The 19,738-nt window shown below is 68.8% G+C and carries 15 protein-coding genes and 1 pseudogene; 5 read left to right on the top strand and 11 right to left on the bottom strand.

What is annotated here, in order from left to right; translation table 11 throughout:
• Positions 1 to 395 precede the first annotated feature (395 nt).
• Complete coding sequence (locus tag ACFXC1_RS23485) at positions 396 to 1,301, bottom strand: LysR family transcriptional regulator (protein ID WP_381245545.1); 906 nt, start codon at positions 1,299 to 1,301, stop codon at positions 396 to 398.
• A 146-nt stretch (positions 1,302 to 1,447) separates the two neighbouring features.
• On the opposite strand from ACFXC1_RS23485, the gene ACFXC1_RS23480 reads away from it, so the two are divergent.
• Positions 1,448 to 2,566 (top strand): PrpF domain-containing protein, encoded by a 1,119-nt coding sequence (locus ACFXC1_RS23480; protein ID WP_381245461.1) that lies wholly within the window; start codon positions 1,448 to 1,450, stop codon positions 2,564 to 2,566.
• Entirely contained in the window at positions 2,563 to 3,954 is a 1,392-nt protein-coding gene (gene dctA / locus ACFXC1_RS23475) for a C4-dicarboxylate transporter DctA (RefSeq protein ID WP_381245459.1), read from the top strand. Before ACFXC1_RS23480 ends, dctA begins: the two co-directional genes overlap by 4 nt.
• 208 nt (positions 3,955 to 4,162) lie before the next feature.
• Here dctA and ACFXC1_RS23470 read toward each other — a convergent pair whose 3' ends face one another.
• Positions 4,163 to 6,814, bottom strand: coding sequence for an RICIN domain-containing protein (locus ACFXC1_RS23470; RefSeq protein ID WP_381245457.1), 2,652 nt, complete (start codon positions 6,812 to 6,814; stop codon positions 4,163 to 4,165).
• Positions 6,815 to 6,965: 151 nt separating this feature from the next.
• On the opposite strand from ACFXC1_RS23470, the pseudogene ACFXC1_RS23465 reads away from it, so the two are divergent.
• Positions 6,966 to 7,760 (top strand): annotated as a pseudogene (locus ACFXC1_RS23465) (hypothetical protein).
• Positions 7,761 to 8,217: 457 nt separating this feature from the next.
• Here the strand turns inward: ACFXC1_RS23465 and ACFXC1_RS23460 are convergent.
• The 6 genes from ACFXC1_RS23460 to ACFXC1_RS23435 form a co-directional block, all read right to left on the bottom strand.
• Complete coding sequence (locus tag ACFXC1_RS23460) at positions 8,218 to 9,786, bottom strand: restriction endonuclease (RefSeq protein ID WP_381245455.1); 1,569 nt, start codon at positions 9,784 to 9,786, stop codon at positions 8,218 to 8,220.
• A gap of 173 nt (positions 9,787 to 9,959) precedes the next feature.
• Entirely contained in the window at positions 9,960 to 10,742 is a 783-nt protein-coding gene (locus tag ACFXC1_RS23455; protein ID WP_381245453.1) for an Lrp/AsnC family transcriptional regulator, read from the bottom strand.
• A 40-nt stretch (positions 10,743 to 10,782) separates the two neighbouring features.
• Complete coding sequence (locus tag ACFXC1_RS23450; protein ID WP_200679579.1) at positions 10,783 to 11,175, bottom strand: type II toxin-antitoxin system VapC family toxin; 393 nt, start codon at positions 11,173 to 11,175, stop codon at positions 10,783 to 10,785.
• Complete coding sequence (locus tag ACFXC1_RS23445) at positions 11,175 to 11,408, bottom strand: hypothetical protein (RefSeq protein ID WP_381245451.1); 234 nt, start codon at positions 11,406 to 11,408, stop codon at positions 11,175 to 11,177. The genes ACFXC1_RS23450 and ACFXC1_RS23445 overlap by 1 nt, the downstream gene beginning before the upstream one ends.
• Positions 11,409 to 12,055: 647 nt before the next feature.
• Complete coding sequence (locus ACFXC1_RS23440) at positions 12,056 to 13,579, bottom strand: protein kinase domain-containing protein (RefSeq protein WP_381245449.1); 1,524 nt, start codon at positions 13,577 to 13,579, stop codon at positions 12,056 to 12,058.
• Between the two features lie 336 nt (positions 13,580 to 13,915).
• Complete coding sequence (locus ACFXC1_RS23435; protein ID WP_200679577.1) at positions 13,916 to 14,794, bottom strand: LysR family transcriptional regulator; 879 nt, start codon at positions 14,792 to 14,794, stop codon at positions 13,916 to 13,918.
• 443 nt (positions 14,795 to 15,237) lie between these two features.
• Here ACFXC1_RS23435 and ACFXC1_RS23430 point away from each other — a divergent pair, with 443 nt between their 5' ends.
• Together ACFXC1_RS23430 and ACFXC1_RS23425 are read left to right on the top strand one after the other, a co-directional pair.
• Positions 15,238 to 16,509 (top strand): PucR family transcriptional regulator, encoded by a 1,272-nt coding sequence (locus ACFXC1_RS23430; RefSeq protein ID WP_381245447.1) that lies wholly within the window; start codon positions 15,238 to 15,240, stop codon positions 16,507 to 16,509.
• 134 nt (positions 16,510 to 16,643) lie between these two features.
• The gene (locus ACFXC1_RS23425) at positions 16,644 to 17,297 is read left to right on the top strand and encodes a response regulator transcription factor (protein WP_019070435.1); all 654 of its coding nucleotides are present in this window, start codon (positions 16,644 to 16,646) and stop codon (positions 17,295 to 17,297) included.
• A 38-nt stretch (positions 17,298 to 17,335) separates the two neighbouring features.
• On the opposite strand, the gene ACFXC1_RS23420 is transcribed toward ACFXC1_RS23425, so the two are convergent.
• The 3 genes from ACFXC1_RS23420 to ACFXC1_RS23410 form a co-directional block, all read right to left on the bottom strand.
• Positions 17,336 to 17,896 carry a hypothetical protein gene (locus ACFXC1_RS23420; protein WP_200679575.1) on the bottom strand — a complete coding sequence of 187 codons (561 nt, stop codon included), beginning with the start codon at positions 17,894 to 17,896 and terminating at the stop codon, positions 17,336 to 17,338.
• Between the two features lie 79 nt (positions 17,897 to 17,975).
• Positions 17,976 to 19,238: an MFS transporter gene (locus ACFXC1_RS23415; RefSeq protein WP_381245445.1), complete on the bottom strand. Its 1,263-nt coding sequence runs from the start codon at positions 19,236 to 19,238 to the stop codon at positions 17,976 to 17,978.
• 263 nt (positions 19,239 to 19,501) lie between these two features.
• Positions 19,502 to 19,738: a cytochrome C oxidase subunit IV family protein gene (locus ACFXC1_RS23410; protein WP_381245443.1), complete on the bottom strand. Its 237-nt coding sequence runs from the start codon at positions 19,736 to 19,738 to the stop codon at positions 19,502 to 19,504.

The following is a 19,738-nucleotide window of genomic DNA, read 5'->3' as shown; positions in this document are numbered from 1 at the left end:
GTCGGCGCGGTGGCCGCCGACGGGGGACGCCACCGATGACGTGGGTGGGCCGGGGACATGTCTGTGCTCTCGTTCCAGGGACACGCCTGTGCTCTCTTTCAGCTGTTGCATCTGACCGACCACCTGGCCGGACAACACCGAGTGGTCCCAGAGGCCGAAAAGGTTGCCGCGAAGAGTCACAGAATTTCCCAGGGTCACCCCGCGTGCCCGCAGCGGCACTGCCATGACGGAGTGGATTCCGACGCGATGCGTCAGATACAGGCCGAGGGCCCCGACGTATGGCCAGGTTGCTTGCCGCCGACGGTGGCCCACGCCCAACACCGAAGTGCGGGGGCCCGGTTCTCAGCGGTGAGCGCGACGGTTCCATGACCGGTGGGCGTGGTTCGGTGTCAGCGTCAGGGGGTTCGGGCCGCAGCGGCGTCGCGGAGGAGTCCGGCGAAGGTCAGGGCGGCGGGGGTGAGCGAGTGGTCGGCCATGCGGACCAGGAGGATGCGGCGGACGGGGGCCGGCGGCTGGAGGGGCAGGACGTTCACACCGGGTCGGATGCCCTCCAGGGCCAGGGTGGGGGCGAGGGCGACGCCGATGCCGGCGGCGACCATGGCCTGGGCCTCCTGGTAGTCGTGGGCCTCGTAGGCGATGTGGGGCTCGAAGCCGACGGCGCGGCAGCCGCGCACGAGGGCTTCGGCCACCGGGTGATGGTCGGCGCGGGTGATCCAGGGGTCGTGTGCGAAGTCGGCGAGTGAGGCGGTGTCGCGGCCGGCGAGCGGGTGGTGGTCGCTGACGAGAAGGGCCGGCGGGTCGTCGAGGAGCGGGGTGACGACGATGTCCTCCCGGTCGATTCGGCTCCAGCCGTAGTCCCACATGAGGGACATCTCGATCTCCCGGTTCTCCAGCATCGTCCAGAGTCCGGCGATGCGGGCGCTGCGGACGGTCAGCCGTACGTCGGGGTGGGCGTCGCGGAAGGCGATCACGGCCTGTGGGAGGAGCGAGGCGCCGACGGTGGGGAAGGTGCCGATGCGCAGGGTGCCCGCGCGCAGGCCGGCGTAGTCGGCGAGTTCGTTCTCCGCGGCCTGCAGTTCGCGTTCGATCCGTTGCCCTCGTTCGGCCAGCGCCCGTCCGGCGTCGGTGAGGGTGACTCCCCGGGCGTGGCGTTCCAGCAGGGGCTGGCCTGCCTCTGTTTCCAGGCGGCTGATCTGCTGTGATACCGCTGACGGGGTGTAGTTGAGGGCGCGGGCTGTCGCGGTCACCGAGCCGCGCCGGGCGACCTCCGTGAACAGCAGGATGCGCCGGACGTCGAGCATGCCGCCACCCCCAGCGTTCACTTCAGCTTAATAGCCATCCAGTTTTCCGAGATTGTACTTCACGCTGCCGTAACCCACCGTGGAGGACACCACGCACGGCGAGACCGTCGGCGGGCTTCCCCTTTCATGGCTGTGAGGAGTCGGTTGTGCTGCGTCTGCAGGGCGAGATGATCCGCGGAGGAACCAGCAAGTGCTGGATCTTCGACCACCGCGACGTGGCCGCCACGGGCGTGGACGTCGATGCCCTCCTGCTCGCCGCCTTCAACGCCGCCGACCCCCGTCAGATCGACGGCGTGGGCGGCGCCTCCTCCACCACCTCCAAGGCCGCCGTCGTACAGGCGTCGGCCCAGGCCGGCGTGGATGTCGAGTACGCCTTCGCGCAGGTGGGGATCGGCGACGAGCGCGTGGAGTGGGCCGGCAACTGCGGCAACTGCGCCACCGCCGTGGCCCTGTACGCCGTCCACCACCATCTCGTGCCGATCACGCCGGACACCACCACCGTCCGCATGCTCAACGTCAACACCGGGGCCCGCCTCACCGGCACGATCCCCACCCCCGCGGGCGTGGCCCCGGAGGAGGGCACGGCCGTGGTCCCGGGTACCTCGGCGCCGGGCGTGCCGGTCCTGCTCGGGTTTCAGGACCCGGCGGGCTCGACGACCGGCCGCGCACTGCCGACCGGCCGGGCACTGGACGAGCTGACCGGCCCGGACGGCCTTGTCGAGGCATCCCTGGTGGACGCCGGCGCGCCGGCCGCGCTGTTCGAGGCCAAGGCGTTCGGCCTCGACGGCACGGAATCCCTCACCGCGTTCGCCACCGCGGTACCCGCACTGACCCTGCTGCGCCGCCAGGCGGCGCTGGCCATGGGCCTGGCCCGCGAGGGCGATCCGGTCAGCCACGCGGTACCGAAAGCGGGCATCGTCGCCCGACCCGCCCCCTATCGCACCACGCAGGGCATCCTCGTCAACCATGACGAGTACGACCTGGCCGTGCGCATGGTCTCCATGCACGCCCCGCACCCGGCGATCGGCCTGACCTCCGCCGTGGCCCTGGCCACGGCCGCCACCACCCCTGGCACCCTCGCCCACCGCGTAGCCCGGCAGACCGCCGACGGCACGCTGCGCCTGGGCACCCCCGCCGGCGTGATCACCACCCTAGCCGTCCCCGCCCCGGACGGCGCGTCCCCCACGGTGCTGCTGCACCGCGCCGCCCGCCGCATCGCCCGAGCCGAACTCCTCGTTCCCGTCCTGGAAGGACGCCCCGCATGAGCCGCAACGACGCCGCCCCGGGTACCGTCGCCCAACCACCGGGCCGCATCCGCCGGATGCTGTCCCACCTCTACATCCAGTGCCTGATCGCCGTCCTCCTCGGCGCCGCCGTGGGCGGGCTGTGGCCGTCCGTCGGCGCTGACCTCAAACCGCTCGGCGACGGCTTCATCGCGCTGGTGAAGATGTTCATCGCACCGATCATCTTCTGCACGGTCGTCCACGGCATCGCCTCCATGGGCAACGCCCGCGCGGTCGGCCGCGTGAGCCTGAAGGCCCTGGTCTACTTCGAGGTGCTGACCACCGTGGCCATGGTGATCGGCCTGGTCGTCGTCAACGTCGTCAAACCGGGCAGCGGTCTGCACATCGACCTCTCGACCCTGTCCACCAAGGGCCTGCCGCCAGAGGCGACCACGGCCCACGAGGGCTTCGCCGCCTTCCTCCTCGCCGTCGTCCCGGCCACCCTGATCAGCGCCCTGACCGGCAACGAGATCCTGCCCGTGCTGCTGGTGTCGGTGCTGTTCGGCTTCGGCCTGCACGCCAGCGGAGAGGCCGGCCTGGGCATAGCCCGGGGCGTCGAGAAGTTCTCCACGGTCCTGTTCACGCTCATCCGCTGGATCATGCGGCTGGCCCCCATCGGCGCGTTCGGCTCGATGGCCTTCACCATCGGCCACTACGGCCTGGGCACCCTGCGCCACCTGGCGCTGCTCGTCGGCTCGTTCTGGCTGACCGCCCTCTTCTTCGTCCTGGTCGTCCTCGGGACCGTGATGCGCCTGAACGGACTGCGGCTGCTGCCCTTCCTGCGCTACATCAAGGAAGAACTGCTGATCGTCCTGGGCACCTCCTCCACCGAGCCCGTACTGCCGCGCATGATGGCCAAGCTCCAGCACGCCGGAGCCTCGAAACCCGTCGTCGGCATCACGCTGCCGGCCGGGTACTCCTTCAACCTCGACGGCACCGCCATCTACCTGACCATGGGCTCGGTCTTCCTCGCCCAGGCCCTCGGCATCCACCTCAGCCTCACCCAGCAGCTGGCCATGCTCGCCGTCATGCTGCTCACCTCCAAGGGCGCCGCAGGCGTCACCGGCTCCGGCTTCATCGCCCTGGCCGCCACCCTCAGCGCCGTCCCGCACGTCCCGCCCGCCGCCCTGGCACTGATCTTCGGCGTCGACCGGTTCATGTCCGAAGCCCGCGCCCTGACCAGCCTGGTCGGCAACGGCGTCGCCACCCTGGCCGTCGCCCGCTGGGAGGGCGAGCTGGACGAGGACCGCGCCAAGGCCGTCCTGCGCGGAGAGATCCCCTACGCCCCCGCCCCCTCCGCGGCGACAGCCGAGCCCGATCCGGCGGAGACACCAGTACCAACCCACGCCCCCGTCCCCGCCGCAGGCTGACGTCGCGGTCCTGACCGACCTCGCCGCCGAGGCGGATGCCATCACGGTGGGCTGCGACAAGTGCGTGCCAGTCAGCGCGCGTGCGGGACAGCACGGGCCCTGCCCCGAGGCAATGGCTCTACCTCAACCCATTGAAGATCCGGCATCCTGTTGACAGCACGGCGGGGCCGCAGGCCGTTGTGGCTGCGGCCCCGCTCGGGTGCCTGGGTCAGGACGGGTCGCCGTACTGGAGGCCCCGTCCGTTGGTGCCGATGTAGACGCGGCCGAAGGTGTCGGGGTCGCCGGTGATGATGCCGAGGCTGCCGATGGCACCCCACTGGTGGGCGCTGTCGTTGACGCGGAGCCAGGTGGCGCCCTTGTCGGTGGAGCGGAAGACTCCGGTGACGTCGTTGACGGTGCCGATCAGGTACAGGGCCTGGTAGTTGGCGCCGGGTGCGGCCTTGCCGAATCCGAGGGCGGAGGCGGACTGCACCGTCTTGAGTGTGGTGAAGGTGCGGCCGCCGTCGGTGGAGTGCAGCAGCCCCTTGTCACCGCCGGCGATCCACAGGTCCCCGTTGATGCCGGGGACGGCGGTGAGCCGGCCGGACGGGAGGTTGGTGGCGCGGGGGGTGAAGGTCGCGCCGCCGTCGGTGCTGGCGTTGAGTGTGCCGTTGGTCAGTGCGTAGAAGGTGCTGGCCGAGGAGCGGTCGGCGACGACGACGGCGTCGGTGCCCAGGCCGCTGACCTTCGACCAGCTCGCTCCCTTGTCGGTCGAGCGGTAGGGGGCCTGGCCTGCTTCGGCCCAGACGATGGTGGAACCGTCCGCGGCGAGGGCGACATGGCCGCTGTTCGCGCTGGGGACCGGTTCGGCGGTGAAGCCGTTCCAGGTGCTGCCGCCGTCGGTGGAGTAGGCCCCGTCCTGCGCGCCGCCGGTGCCGACACGGACCATCACCGTGGGAGCGGACTGGGCGAAGTCGATGTCGGTGCTGCTGCTCATCAGCGGGTCCTTCAGCCGTCCGGCGGGTACCTCGGTCAGGGAGTCGTGGCGGAAGCCGCCCTGGTCGCCCATGGAGGTGATGACGGTGGCGCCGCCGGGAGGAGCGATCGCGTCCGCCAGCGAGGTCTCCTCCAGCCCGCGGGCCCCGGAGGTCCAGTGGCTGGTGCCGCCGCTGTCGGAGGCGCCCGCGTCCTTGCTTCGCCAGATGCCGTTGCCGGTGCCGTACAGCACGTGCCCGGAGTCGAAGGGGTCGATGGCCAGCGCGGTCATCCAGTGCCCGGTGTGGGTGCCGACGTACGGAGCGCCGGAGGCGTCCCGCTGCGACTTGTCGGCCAGCGCCTTCCAGGTCGTACCGCCGTCGGTGGTCCGGTAGATCTCGTCCTCGGGCCACCACCGGTCCAGGGTGGTGACCATCACCGTGGACGGCTTCTGCGGGTCGAGGGCCAGACCGGAGAACCCGTAACCGCCCTGCGAGGGAGAGATGTCCTTCCACGCGCCGCCGGCCGGGGTGTACTTCCACACCGAGCCCGCCGTCGCGTCCATGGGGCCGATGCTGTTGCTGTACGTCAGGTACAGCGAACCGTCACCGGAGACGACACCGTGCTGCGGCATCTGGCCGGTGGGCCGCCCGGAGACGGCCTGCCAGCTGTTGCCGCCGTCGGTGGAGCGGTACAGGGAGGTGTCCTTGTCGTTGACGCCGACGTAGACCGTGTTGCTGCCGGCCGGGCCGTACGTCACGAAGGAGATGCCCGCGCCGCTGCTCGCCCCGTCCTTGACGGGGAACGAGGAGACCTGACTCCATGTCGCGCCGTAGTCGGTGCTGCGCCACAAGCCGTTCTTGCGGGTGCCCAGCAGCAGGGTGCCGTGGTCCGCGGGGTCGATCACGAGCCGCTCGCCCGCCCCCCGGCCGGGTTCGTTGCCGCCCACCTTGAACGGCAGATCGGTCCGCTGGAAGGTACGGCCCCGGTCGGTGGAACGCAGGATCGCGCCGTTGCCCGCCCACTCGTTGGTGTAAGTGCCCGTCGCGAGGTAGAGCCGGCCCGGGTCGACGGGGTCGGTGGCCAGCGAGTCGATGCCCAGCAGGTTCCAGTCCTTCTCACCGAGCCAGTCGGTCAGCGGGATCCACTGCTCGGCCGCGGTGTCCCAGCGGTAGGCGCCACCCATGTCGGTGCGGGCGTACAGCAGACCCTTCTCCTTCTGGTTGAACACCAGCCCGGTGACGTAACCGCCGCCCACCACCTGGGCGTTCTTCCACACATACGGTCCGGCCGCGGCCGTGGTCCGAGTGCTGCCGGTCCCGGACGCCTGGGTCTCGGCCGTTTGCACCAGCTTCCACTGCTGGTTGGTGCTGCCCCTGCCGGGATACTGGATGATCGGCGCGCCCTCGGCCGTGGAGCCTCCGGAGACGTCCAGGACCTGTCCGCTCCTGCGGGAGGTGAAAGTGACGGCGTCGGAACCGCTCACATCGTCGATCCGCCACTCCTGGGAAGTGGCGGAGCTGTCGGTCTGCTGCTCGGCGGCGGCCGCCTGGGCGGTCGAACCGCCCGCTATGCCCAGCACCTTGCCGCTGTTGCGGTTCACCAGCTCGTAGTAGCCGTCCCCGGTGGGTCTCAGCTTCCACTGCTGGTTGGCGGTGTTCTGGTCGGTCCACTGCTGGATGCGGGTGCCGTCGGCGGTGGAGAAGGCGTTGACGTCCATCACCTTGCCACTGCGTACCGAAACCAGCCGGTAGTAGGCATTGCCGTCGATCGTCGCGGCCTGCGAGTCCTCCTGCGCGAACAGGAGATACGGCACGACGACGGCGGGCACGCCGAGCAGCAGAGCGGTGGCGGTCCAGCGACGGCGGTGGCGCCCGCGGCGCCCGCCTGTCGTGGGGTTGTTCATGGGGAGGTGTTCTCCTTGCATGCCGTTCACCAGAAGAGGAGTGAATCCAGGCACGGGGGATGACCGGATCCGACTCCTGGTGGTCACAGACTCCGCACAGGGTTGCCGCGGGCCGGGAACTTTTTCGGTTCACCTCGTGGTGCGGTAGGCGTTGATCAGCGTCCAGGGTGGCGTTGGTGCCCTCGGCGTCGGGACCCAGCCCCGACCGGATACGCGGGCCATCCTCGACACCGCGCTGTCCCGTGCGGACACCGCCGGCCAAGCTCGGTTCGAAGCGCTGCTGTTCCCTGAGCGGAAGGTCGCGCGGCCGGCGGCCACGAGACATGGACCGAGGACATCGAGCGTGCCGTGGTCTGCGTCAGCCGCCAGGACTTCCCCTTCGCCTCGACCTTGCTGAACCGCTGGCTGAGCAGCCGTGCCCCGCACGACCTCGACGACAAGGGCCTGTACCTGTACGGCCGTTCGCTGGTGCTGCTCGGAGATGTACGGCGTGATCAGGGGCGCGATCCTCGGTCCGCTGTCCGCACGCCAGTCCTGCACGAGTGCGCGGCATGTTCTCCGAACTCGACATCCCGCGCCGTCCTGCCCAGATCGAGCTGTCCCTCGCCGTCGTACAGGAGATGTCGGGCCGGCTCGACGCGTCCGCCCGCTGGTACGAGCAGCTCGCCGCAGACGAGCGCCTCAGCAGGCGCGACCGAGCCCGGACACGCTTGTGGATCGGCACGGCCCTGAGCAAGGAGGGAAACAACGCATACGCCACCAAGGTCATGGCAGCCGCCACCCGCGAGTTCGAGGAACTCGGCGAGCCGGAGGACTGGTCGGTCGCCCATCAGAAACCGGCCCTCGCCCATCCACCGCGTACGGGCGCATCCTTCTGTCGGATGCAGCGACCCGGAATGATGGGCTGTCCGTCCGCGACCAGGCGGCACAGGTGGCACGTCAATAGGGGCTGAGCCACCAGCTGCGCAGCATCGAGGGCATCCGAAAGGGCTAGCAGGGATGAGCCAGGGAGTGCCAGTGCCGCAGCACGGTCCAGGTGAGCAGCGGACGGGACGACAGTGCGGGGACCCGAGGCCCGCCGCGTAGTCGTTCGCCGTCGGTTTCCGCTCAGAGAACTCGACACGTAGAAGGGGCCGAGCCCTGACGACATCCGGGCCCCGCCGGTGCCCACGCTGAGTCTTGCCGCACGCGGACCTACCGAGGTTCGTACCCCGCGCGTCGAGACCCGCACACTCATCCCAGGAACCCCGACTCGGAACCCGAACCCCATGGCGCACCCCTTTCCCCAGGCTCAGTCTGGCACCGTGCGTGATCGGAAGCGGTGGTGATGACCGTACTCACCGCGATGTGCGGTTCTCTCGGCAATTCGGTGGCAGGGGCAGCGGGGCCGACGCCCGTGGCGCTTACCGCGGGCGCCGCTTCGGTGGCGTCGGGCCCGGGATGACGTCGAGGTCCATGTGCTCCTTGAACAGGTGGACCAGGTTGGCGCCGTCGAGGAGTTCGAGCCTCCCGTGCTCGTTGGCGAACGCCTCGCTCGCCCGGCCGAACCATGAGGTCGTCACCAGGATGCCCTTGGCCGCACGCTTGTGTTCCACGACGCCGGCGAGAGCGGAGACGGTCTCGAACGGCACCACGTTCTTGGTGCGTTTGGCCTGGATGATGCACAGCCCTTTCATGACCGGGTCCGTGTTCATCGCGACCGCGTCCACACCTTCGTCCTTCGACGGCTGTGTGTTCACGCTGTCCAGGCCGATGGCCTCGAACAGTTGCCGGATGAGGTGCTCGAACTCTGTGGGGGTCAGGTCCATCAGTACGGGGCGGCTGTCCAGGCCGGCCACGACGTCCAGGCTGTCCATGAGGCGGAACTTGGACAGGTCGAACGTGACCAACGGCCTTACCGGCTCCAACTCGTACGGGTTGGGCGAGATCAGTGAACGCAGCCGCTTCAGGCAGGCCCGCGGGTCCACCTGCGTCAGGACCAGCTCACCGAACTCGCCCCGATCAGCCTGGAGCGTGATCAGGCACGGATGGACGTTGCGCCCCGTGGCGCGGTCGATCGTGGCCACATGCCCGTTCAAGGCGACGGACTGGACTACGCCTTCGGTGTCGGCGGCGAAGAGTTCGTGGACGGTACGCAGGGCCGTCTGGGCCAGGATTGACGCGTAGAGTTCCTTGCGCTCCTTGTCCGGCTTCGGGACGGCTGTGATCTCGTCACGGGTCTTCACGTACCGGTACGCACGGGCCGCAGGCACCACGTCTTCCAGTGGTAGGTCGATCTCGATCAGCAAGTCACCGGTGTCCGCCTGAAACGAGACCTGGTGGCTCCTCGGGAAACCGTGCGGATACACGGAGGCTGCCAGGACCTGGTCGGCGAACCATTCGACAGCGTCGACATCCCTGTCCTGGTATGCGTTATGGCGCCCCTCAAGAGTGGCGTTCCACGCCTCGACCCGGGCAGCTTCCTCCCGGTTTTCCTTCTCGTGCTGTGCGCGGGCCTTCTGCAGCTTCTCCGCGCGCTTCTTCTCGTCGCGCGCGTGGTCTCGCAGCGCCCTGTCGAACTGCTTGCGAGCGGCTTCGACCTCCGCGTCGTACCCTTTTCGTCCGAATCCGAGAGCACCCAGCAGCCCCCGTGGCGGCTGCGGCTCGTACTCCTCCCACCTGGGCAAGGGCGCGGCTTTGGCACGGCCCTTGGGCGGTACGAACGGCGCGGGAGTGAACTGCTGCCTTAACCGCTCGAACGTCAGCGGATGCCCGTCCAAGACGGACGTACGCAGCAGCCGGGAAAGCTGCTCGGCATCGTGCTCGGCCACGCTCGTACGGTCGACAGCCTCTTGGGCGCGGGCTGCTTCGTACGCCAGCTTCTCTTCGCGAGCCTTCCGCTTGGCCTCGGCCTCGGCGGCCTTCCGGGCCTTCTCCCGCTCTCTGGCCTGCCTCGCGAGTTCCCGCGCGTAAGGATCGTTCCCGCCCGCCACTGTTTGCCCCCAGCTCAGTGATTGATCGTCAGTTCGCAACGTTCCGCAGTATCCCGTACCAGGTCGATGGCGTCAGCAGGCACTTGCCGAAGGTGCCTTCTGGCGTGCACTGCCCGGCCACTCCACGGCTGAACCTTCCGGCGGCTCCCGATCGCGGTGGAGGCAGTGCTGGATCAGCGTGCGGTGGCCCGGAGGACGAAGGCCGCCATGAAGAGCGAGAGCCCGGCCCCGTGACGAGTGGTGGTGAGCGAGCCGGGTCGTTTGACTGCCTGGCCGACGATGACGGTCTCCGCGCTGGTGACGCTGAGTCCGGCCTGGTCGTGGCTGATGAATCGGTAGAAACTCTCCGGTGTGGGGATCCAGACGGCGATGTGCAGGTCGGACGGTTCGGTGGTGGCGAGGGCTCGGTGCATGGAGGGGTGGGCCGCCAGGGAGCGTCCGACGGCGTCGAGGCGGTCCGGGGCGACGCGCATCATGATGTTGCGTTGATGGTGAGCCCGAGCCGTTTCGGGTCGATGACGATGTTGGTGAGCAACTGGCTGCCCGTGGTCGGGCGGGTGATGCGGCGTCGGAGGGTGGAGTCGGGGTAGCTGGTGCGAGCGGCCCGAGGCCGAGGCGCGTGCGTCGTCGCGCAGTTCCGCCAGGATGGCGTGGTCGGCCTCGTCCAACTCGGTTGCGGTGACGGCCTCTTGTAGGGCCACCGGTTCCGCCGCGGTCAGGACGTCGTGGCGCCAGTCGGTCGCTTCCGAGAAGACGGGGGGCACTGTGGAGGCGGTCACCGAGGTGACCGCCCGGGGAGAGGGGAGCCGACGGAACACCAGGGCGTCGCGGGAGCCGGGCTCGGCCCAGGAGATGGCGTGTATCTCGTCGCCGGATGCGGAGAGGTCGATGAAGGGGGTGTCGTCGAGTGCGGCCAGTACGGCGGTGATGGCGTCGGGTTTGCCCCGAAGCAGCACACCGGTCGAGTCCGGGCCACGCCTGCACTGCAACGACGTCTTAGGCGGGCATGTCGACGGTCAGCCCGGCTGCTTGGGCGGCATCGGCCAGTCGTTTGTCGTACGTGACGAATGAGGTGAGCTGGGAGCGGATGCGGAGAGCCGTTGCCAGGTGGATGGCGTCCAGACTCCGTACGGTCGTCGGTTTCACGGTCTGGGCCAAGATGCGAATGCCGGCATCCAGCTCCACCAACTCGATCAGGTCGAGGACCGGGTGGAGCCGGGCGACGGCTTCCGGGGCGTAGCGTGCCAGGGCTCGCGATGACTCGATCTCCGCCAGAACCGAACTCGTCCATCCGGTCTCCGCCCGTTCGTCGAGCCAGTTGCGCAATGCCTGCGACTCGGATTCGGCGTGGACGAGTTTCACGACGGCGGCTGAGTCGAGATAGATCATCAGCGCTCGTCCTCGCGGCCGCGGGCGATCTCAGCGGCGATGTCGATGCCGTCCGGTTCGCCGAGTGGCATACGTAGGACGGCGCGACGCATTGCGGCAGCCCGTTCTTTGCGTAGAGCGGCTTCGAGTACGGCTTGGCGGATGGCCGCCGAGCGTGAACTGCCGTCATGAGTGAGAACATCGAGAGCGTGCTCGGTCTCCGAGTCGCTGCGGATCGTGATGGTGTCAGCCATGCAATCAATGTAAGACAAAATGTCTTACGCGGCAAGGTCCAGGCTCGCGCCCCCTCCGTGGTAAGGAAACCGCCAGCCGGTCCGGCGGAGGGCACGGCAGGCTGAGGGCTTTCATCGGGGACTGCCGCGGTGGGTGCCATGAAACAGCAGGTCAGTGGCGCGTTTCGGCGACCGGGGTGGTGAGTGGGTGGCCCTCGGCAAGCAACTCGTGCCCTCTGCGTGCCCAATCTCAGGGACCCTCGTGTGCTAGAAAATGCGACAGAGGGCCTCCCACGAAGGAGCCCCAGGCCGCTGACCTGGGGCTTCAATAAGAGCGGGTGACGAGAATCGAACTCGCACTCTCAGCTTGGGAAGCGACGGCGCTTGGGTGGGAAATATGGCTTTGACCAGCACATACGCCTGCTTCTTTGGGGGGCCGTGTGTGGTGGGTTGTACCGCTGTTGACCGTGGTTTTCCGTCCGTATGGGCACGCGAAGGGCACGGAACCTCGGAGGGGCAAAGGGCGACGCTGCTTACGGTGCGACCGCGCATGGGCTGCGCTGTTCCTGGACCAGGCGTTGAAGTGACGTTGCAGCCGCATACGGCACGTCCCTTGCGGTGCGAGGCGATTGCCTCGGCTCGCCCCAGGCATGACGACGGGCACCGGGTCAGTGCCGGGTGTCGGCAGACCAAAGGGTGGTGCCCTGGTAGACCACGCTGACGTCGCCGTCGGTGCCGAAGTACAGATAGGCGCCGTCGTGCCCGGAAGTGGCGGAGCTCCAGACGCCCCAGCTGTCCTTGTCGTAGACGACGAGGTTGCCGTCGGCCTGCATGATGGCGCGATATCCGGTGCCGGTGGTGCCCGAGGACCAGCGCCGGTGGTGGTCCTCGTCGTAGATGACGAGGTTGCCGTCGGTCTCCATCGTCATGGTCGTCCGGTTGGTCTGCCAGGACTCGCCCGGCATCAACTGCTGGTCATGACGCACGGTCAGCGTCGTCCATACGGGCGGGGTCGATGCCGGCTTGCTCGGGTCCGGGGCTGCCGCCTTGCCCGTAGGACTCGTCGTCTTCGTCGCTTGGGTGCCCAGTCCCGCCGAGGGGCTTGATGGCCGTGTGGCCGACGGTGTGGGTGAAGCCGACGAAGCCGAAACGGCGGGTGCCCGGTGCGGGGACGGTGATGTCGAGGCCGTGGAGGAGTTCGCGTACGGCTCGGCGATCGCTGTGCCGCCGGCCCCCGCGCGGGGTTTCGTGTCGGCGGCGGAGTCCGCTTCGAAGGCCGCGCGTGTGGCCAGCCCCGCGGTCACGAGGACGGCGGTACCGGCGAGAGCGGCCCCCACTCTCCGTGCGCGGGTGCGCTTGCCGGTTGCGGCGGTTCGGGACAGGCGGCTGCGGGTGGTCGTGGCACCGGCGGCTTCGAGTGCGTCCGCGAACTCGGCGGCATCTGCCCAGCGCCGCTCCCGCTCGGGGGCGAGGGCGCGTCGCGTCACGCGCCGGACTGGCGTCGGCACCTGGGGGTGCGGCGGTCCGGGCCAGTCGAGTTGTTGCGTCGAGCCCGGCAGGGTCCCGGTCAGCAACTCGTAGGTGAGTACGCCCAGACCGTAGACGTCGGCCCGCTCGTCGACATCGACCAACCTGTCCTCCGGGACCTGCTCCGGAGCCATGTAGCCGGGCGATCCCACGCCCTGTGTCAGTCCCGCGGACTGCGCCAGACTCTTGGCCAGGCCGAGATCGGCCACCAGCAGCCGCTCACGGCCGCCCGACACCGTCTGGAGCAGGATGTTGGACGGCTTGATGTCACGGTGCACGATGCCGACCGCGTGCAGGTCGGCCACGCCCCGTGCGGCCTGCACCGCGAACCGCAGCGCCTGGTCCACGCCCAGAGGCCCCTGGGCCACGCGGTCGGCCAGGGTTCCCCCATCGGCGTAGGTCATGACGAAGTACGGCCGCCCGTCCGGCAGTTGACCGATGTCGTACACCTGGACCACACGATCCGACGCGGCCTGGCGCAGCAGCCGGGCCTCGTCCAGGAAACGCTCCCGGAGATCGGCCCGGTGAACCCACTTCTCCGCCATGACCTTCACCGCGACCGGGGCGTCGAGCAGGTCGTCATGGGCGAGCCAGACCAGACCGAAACCTCCGCGGCCAAGAAGGCGCTGCAGGCGGTGACGTCCGACAGTGACGAGTGTTGACATGAGGGCGGAACTCCAGCGCAGTTGCCGTTCGACATTCGACCGGACCAGGAGGCGGCGGACTCGGCGCCTGCCCACTGCGCCGCCCGTGAGCGACGTCCGGTGCCGGTCACCCCCTCGCGACGCGGAGACGGTGAGGGCACCTTGCCGCGCGCCCGTCCGAGATGCCGGGTCCCACGACCGCAGATGCCTGTGTGTCAGTCTCGCCGCGTGACACAGCCGTGGGCAACGTGCACAGGACCAGCATGATCTCGATTCTTTGGGCACCGGCACAACGACCTTGCCGGTGGCGTGCGTTCACCGATCACGCGCCCTGTTGTGAGGAACTGGAGCCGGGCGTTACTCCGGGCCCGGGCCGAGCATGCGACGCGAGAGTTCCGCGAACTGGAGCAGCTCGGGCATGGTCCGGTGTTTGGAGTAGGCCAGGGCGACCATGCGCGGAGCGACGCCCTCCAGCGTCAGGTAGACGACGTCGTCACGGTGGTAGAAGCCGGCTGTGCCGGCCGGCATGACATAGCAACCGGACCCGAAGGCGACGGTCTGCAGGCATTCCTCGATCGTCGCCGGGAAGCGTCCGGTGTCCCCCTGCGGCGTCACCGGATCGCGCGGGACACGCCCCCGCCACTCCGGTACGTCCCGCGGGTCCTGCAGCAAGGTCATGTCCCGTAGTTCCTCGACGTGCACCGCCTTGAGTTCCGCGAGGGGATGTTCACTCGACAGCGCCACCACACGGGGCTCCGGGAAGAGGGGGACGACCTCGAACATGCCTTCTGGCAAGGGCAGTCGGACGTAGCAGACGTCGACCCGCCCGTCGAGGAGGAAGTCGACCTGGTCGGTGATCGACGTGTGCACGACATCGATGTCGAGTTGCGGCGCCATGCGTGCGAACTCCCGCACGATGGGGGTGACTGTGACACCCGGCATGAAGCCGATGGTGAACTGGTTCACCTCCCGGTTCGCCGTCCGCACCCGCTGCTGCACCGCCTGCGCCATCGCCAGCATCGGCCGGGCGTCCTCCAGCAACTGGTGCCCCGCCCGCGTGAGTACGGTGCCCTGCCGGTCACGCAGGAAGAGGACCACGTCCAGATCCTCCTCCAGTGCGCGGATCTGACGGCTGAGCGCAGGCTGGGTCATGTAGAGACGGCTCGCCGCCCGCACGAAGCTGCACTCCTCGGCCACGGCCACGAAGTAGCGCATCCGGCGTATGTCGAGGTCCATGAGGCTCATCGTAGCCACGCCCATCACGGCATATGCCGAAACGGCTTCAGAATCGAACAGATAGGCATTGGCGCGGTCGCGCCCGACCGGTCCACCATGGTCAGACCGGTGCGAAGGGCAGCAACAGCCGCTGCTGCCACAGCAGTTGTGCACGACGCCCGGCACGCGAGGACAGCCGGCGAGCGCCGTCGATCGAGCGGGCCTTCGCGTGGCAAACGCGGACACGGCCATACGACCGTCTGCTCGCGGAAGCTCGTTCACGCCTTCGGGCATCGGCCCCACGTCGGGCTTGCGGGGCGGATGTGCCCCACGAAAGGAATCACCATGGGATCGCGCCGGCACCGGGGAAGGGCCACGCCGTCCACCGGGCACACCCCGAGCGCTGTGGCACACGACGTCACCGCGTGGCGCTCGCTCCTCTCCCCGGTTCGTGCCCGTCCGTCATGACCGACAGATCCGAGCACGCCGCCGTGGCGACAGCGGCTTTGCGTGACGTCCTGGAACATCTCGACGCCGATGCCGTGGCCCAGCGCATGGAACCCGTTCTTCGCCATACGCCCGAATACGCGCGCTTGGCACGCCATTGTGAGGCTTCCGCTCTTCGTGCCTCGCTGCGCCGGCACGTCGGCCTGCTCCTGCACTGGATGGTGAGGGGCACGCCCCCGGACTCGTACGTCCTGTCCGAGATGTACGAGCGGGCGCGGGAGTGCGCCGTCGCCGGACAGCCGCTGGACGGCGGCCTGTTGCTCCAACGCCGGGGCGTGCGCGCCTTCTGGGACGCCGTGCTCGGCCTCGCCATCGAGGAGGAACGCGCGCAGCCGGCGGACTGGACAGACCAGGGGCTGCGTCACCTCGACAGCTACCTCGACATCGTCACGCGGATGTACACGCAGGCATACGAGGACCAGGCCGACCTGCCGTCCGCGCGAGGCGACCGCCGGGCGCACACGGTCTTCGACCGGCTCTGCGCCGACCTGCCCATCACGGTGGAGGACCAAGAACGTGCCGCTCGGCTCGGCTTCGACCTGACACCTCCGTACGTCCCTTTCGTCGTGCTGCTCGACAAGTCCGCCCCCGCCGAGCGCGCCGAACTGGCGGCCCGTCTGCGCGGCGCCGGAGCCCTGGCCTTCGTCGAGGACGCCCGCGTCACCGGACTCACCAGTCTCACGTTCGACTGGTCCGTGTTCGTGGCAGACCAACGGCTGCTCCTGGCACAGGACTTGCCGACCGGCCGGACCGGCCTTCGGACCGCTGTCGACAATCTGCGTCTCCTGGTCGCTGTCGCGTCGCGGTCCAACCGGCGTGGACGGGTCCGGGTCGAGGATTTCCTGCCCCAGCTGCTCCTGGCGCACTCTCCCGAACTCGCGGACGCGGTGACCCGCCGGGTCTTCGGCCCGCTGACATGCGGGGACAACGGCGCACTGACGGCGACTCTCGCCTGCCTGGCCGAGAACCAGTTCGACAACGCCTCCGCCACGGCCGCCCTTCATCTGCACCGCAACACCCTGCTGTACCGGATCAGGCAGATCGAGAAGCTCACCGGCCTCGCCCTGCAAAGACACAGCGACCGCGCGCTGGTGTGGCTCGCGGTCGTCTGGGCGCAGGTCTCCTCCCGACCGGTCGGATCGCGATCGGTGTCCACCCACTGGCTGTCGGCCGCGCCCAACGGCGCTGACCCGACAGGCACGTTCACTTCAGAAAGCGAGCAGCGATGAGCAGCCACTCGACGGGAGCCCCGGCACGGCTGGTGCCGACGCAGCGCCAGGCCGAAACGGACCGGCGTCCCCCGATCGGCCCGGCAGCCACCGACTCGCCGAGGATCAGACGTCCGCAGAATGCGAGCAGACCGATGCTCCGGCCGCGTGCAGACGTCGTCAGACAGCTGCCCACGACCTCGGTCTCGGTGGCCGTGGACGCCGCGGACCCGGTGACACACGCCGGGTTGGCGGCCGGGCTGAGCCGCGGACCGAAAATGGCGCTCACCACGGTGGCGGAGGCGGACGTCGTGGTGGCCGCGGTCCAGACCGCCGACAACTCCACGCTGGAAGCCCTGCGGAGCCTGCCCATGCCGCCTCCGACACGGATCGTGCTCGTCGTCAGCGACGGCTGGTACGCCGACTTGACGGTGGCGGCCCAGTGCGGAATACGGGCCGTGCTCTGGCGGGCCGAGGCACAGCCACAGGTCCTGATCCGTGCCGTGCTGGCGGTCGCCGCGGGCGAAGCGCTGTTGCCGTCCGCGGTACAGGGCGAACTGCTCGACCAGGCGGACCGCCTCCAGCGCAATGTGCTGGTACCCAGGGGCCTGACGTCGTCCGGCCTGAGCACCCGGGAGATCGACGTACTCCGCCTGGTGGCGCAGGGCCTGGACCTCGCCGAGGTGGCCGACACGATGTGCTATTCCGAACGCAACATCAAGAAGATCCTCTACGGGGTCATCAACCGTCTCGGACTGCGCAACCGCGTCCACGCCGTCTCCTACGCCATCCGCAACAAACTCATATGAGCCTGCCCAGTGGGCCGTGATGGCCTGTGGAAACAGGTCTACGAGCCCGGATCGGGTGGTGTGATCCCGAGGTCGACGCGCATGATGTGGCGCATTTTCCATAGGGAGTCCCACAGCCGGTTCATGCTCTCCCGGGCGGCTTCGACGCTCTCTCCCGGTTCGGCGATACCTCTGTCAAGCCGCATCAACAGACCGTAGAGATCACCAAAATGACGGTTGGCGGTGCTGGCTGCCGCCATGACGGCGTCAGGCAGGACCATCTGGGCCTCCGCGTGACGCAAGCGATGGTCCCGGCGTGATCGGTCCAGTTCTGCCCGCAGTTCCTCGGTCACCTCGTCCCTGTCCAGAGCATGGACGAGCTTCGTCATCACGTTGACGAAGTCGCGAGTGCCGGCGTTGAGAGCGGCGTAGCAGGTGCGCCGCGTTTCGAGCTGAGTCTGTCGAGTGACGTATTCGCGCTCATCCGCCTGGAGTTGTCTCGCATGCTGCAGCTCACGGTCCCTGGCGCGGTTGGCGCTGCGCTGGGTGAGCAAGGCGGACGCGAGGGTGCCGCCGATCCCCAGAATCACGACCATGATCTGGCTGATTGAGCTACTCATACCGCCCCCGGCTCCGTTCGGCTCGCCGGGACTTTACCCACCCGGGTCAGGCGTGCCGCCCGCCCTGGGGTTCCCCGCGTCATTGCGAGAGAGCGGTGGCGCCTTCCGGCTGCTCGGACGTCTCGCCCTGTCCGCGGAACGACAGCAGGCGTGAGGGAAGAAGCCAGAGGCAGGCAAGGGTTCCGCCGATCGCACCGACCCACAGCGCCACGGGGATTCCCGCTGTCGCGGCGATGAGGGCACCGGCGACCGAGCCCAGCGGCCGGAGTCCGAAGCTCACGGTCTGGTACGCGCCCCGGGTCTGTGACCGGAGGTGTGGGGGCACCACCAGCGCGAACACGGAGCCGACGGAGATGTCCTGAACGGACTCACCGACGCCGCCCAGCAGTGTCGAGGCCAGGACCAGGGTGAAGACGAGGCTGCCGGTGGCGCCGACGGCGGGGATCACGAGGAGCGGAGCGTGTGACAACACGCAACCGACCAGGAGCATCCGGCCCAGGCCGATGCGGCGGGCGAGCCGGGAGGCCAGCGCCGCGCCGGCGAGTCCCCCGATGGCCTGCACGCTGAAGACGAACCCGATCTGGGCGCTGGTCAGGGACAGCTTGTGGACGTAGTACCAGACGAGCACCGACAGGAAGAGCATGTTGAAGAAGTTGCCGGTGGCGGTGACCGAGAGGGCGGTTCTGATCAGCGGATTTCGCCGGATGAAGGCCAGACCCGGCCGCCGGTCACGGCTCTGCGGGGAGTCGGGTTCGTGGTGGCGCTCGACCGGGCGCAGCCGGAGGAGGAACAGGGCGGCCGTGACGGCGGTGCCTGCGTCCACTCCTACCGCTGCCGGTACACCCGCGAGCTGGACCAGCAATCCACCGATGGCAGGACCGGCAAGGATCGCGGCGGTCTGGCCCGTGTAGGAGGCCGCCTGCCCTGCCACGTAGAGCTCGGACGGCAGGGTGGTGGCGAACAGGCCGCTCTCGCTGACATTCGACAGCACCGAGCACAGGCCGATGACGGCCAGGACGAAGGCCAGTTGGATGAGCGAGAGCACGCCGAAGGCCGTTGCGATCGGCACGCTGCTCAGGGCGGCGACCCGCAGGAGATTGGCACCGGCCAGGAGTCTGCGGTGGTATCCCGTCCGGTCGGCGTAGGAGCCGGCCGGTATGGCCAGGAACAGGCTCGGGAGCCAGATCACGGCCGACAGAACCGCGCTTTGGACGGCGTCGGCGTCCAGGACCTCGATCGCGGCCAGCGGCAGGGCCACCGAGGAGATGGCATCGCCCAGGGCGGCCAGAGTGGTGGCGGACCAGAGTTTTCTGAATGCGGAATGGCGCAGCGGCGCCGGCATCGTAGGACGTGGGGCCCGCAAGGTGATGGATCCTGTTTCTCGCGATGGTGGATATTGCGCGGAATGCGCGACCGCTCCGGAACCGATGAAAGGGAACCGGAGCGGTCGGTCGATTTACCAGGAGTGCTGCTTCTTCATTTTTTCACCTCCGATTCTCGTCAACTCCCTTCTATTGGGGAGTCGCTGAGAAAATTATTGAGGAATTCGTCGAATACCGCCAATGCCGATGATGTCGCCGCTCATGCCGAATGGGCATTGACCTTTCAGAGGACCAGATAGAGAGTGAGCAAGGTGGTGCCCGTGACCGCGACATAGATCTCGAAGGCGACGCGGAGGGCCGCCGGGGCATTGCGTAGCTCCATGAAGTGCAGGCCGACCAGGCGTACCTTGATCAGCGCGATCGCCACGACCGCGCAGCCGATCGCGGTCGACGTGCTGCCTTCGATGCCCAGCAGCCAGCTCGACAGCGTGGCCAGGACGAGTGCCGGAAAGACCCACAT

It is taken from the genome of Streptomyces hokutonensis, assembly GCF_042751305.1.
Classification (GTDB): Bacteria; Actinomycetota; Actinomycetes; order Streptomycetales; family Streptomycetaceae; genus Streptomyces; species Streptomyces hokutonensis_A.
Note: the sequence above shows the minus strand (reverse complement) of the source record. Positions and strands in the feature narration are given on the sequence as shown.

Excerpts from the sequence above, each read along its gene's own strand:
- ACFXC1_RS23410 (WP_381245443.1), bottom strand. The coding sequence starts at position 19,738 with ATGTGGGTCTTTCCGGCACTCGTCCTGGCCACGCTGTCGAGCTGGCTG.
- ACFXC1_RS23485 (WP_381245545.1), bottom strand. The coding sequence starts at position 1,301 with ATGCTCGACGTCCGGCGCATCCTGCTGTTCACGGAGGTCGCCCGGCGC.
- ACFXC1_RS23470 (WP_381245457.1), bottom strand. The coding sequence starts at position 6,814 with ATGAACAACCCCACGACAGGCGGGCGCCGCGGGCGCCACCGCCGTCGC.
- ACFXC1_RS23435 (WP_200679577.1), bottom strand. The coding sequence starts at position 14,794 with ATGGACCTCGACATACGCCGGATGCGCTACTTCGTGGCCGTGGCCGAG.
- ACFXC1_RS23440 (WP_381245449.1), bottom strand. The coding sequence starts at position 13,579 with ATGTCAACACTCGTCACTGTCGGACGTCACCGCCTGCAGCGCCTTCTT.
- ACFXC1_RS23415 (WP_381245445.1), bottom strand. The coding sequence starts at position 19,238 with ATGCCGGCGCCGCTGCGCCATTCCGCATTCAGAAAACTCTGGTCCGCC.
- ACFXC1_RS23420 (WP_200679575.1), bottom strand. The coding sequence starts at position 17,896 with ATGAGTAGCTCAATCAGCCAGATCATGGTCGTGATTCTGGGGATCGGC.
- dctA (WP_381245459.1), top strand. The coding sequence starts at position 2,563 with ATGAGCCGCAACGACGCCGCCCCGGGTACCGTCGCCCAACCACCGGGC.
- ACFXC1_RS23450 (WP_200679579.1), bottom strand. The coding sequence starts at position 11,175 with ATGATCTATCTCGACTCAGCCGCCGTCGTGAAACTCGTCCACGCCGAA.
- ACFXC1_RS23425 (WP_019070435.1), top strand. The coding sequence starts at position 16,644 with ATGCTCCGGCCGCGTGCAGACGTCGTCAGACAGCTGCCCACGACCTCG.
- ACFXC1_RS23430 (WP_381245447.1), top strand. The coding sequence starts at position 15,238 with ATGACCGACAGATCCGAGCACGCCGCCGTGGCGACAGCGGCTTTGCGT.
- ACFXC1_RS23445 (WP_381245451.1), bottom strand. The coding sequence starts at position 11,408 with ATGGCTGACACCATCACGATCCGCAGCGACTCGGAGACCGAGCACGCT.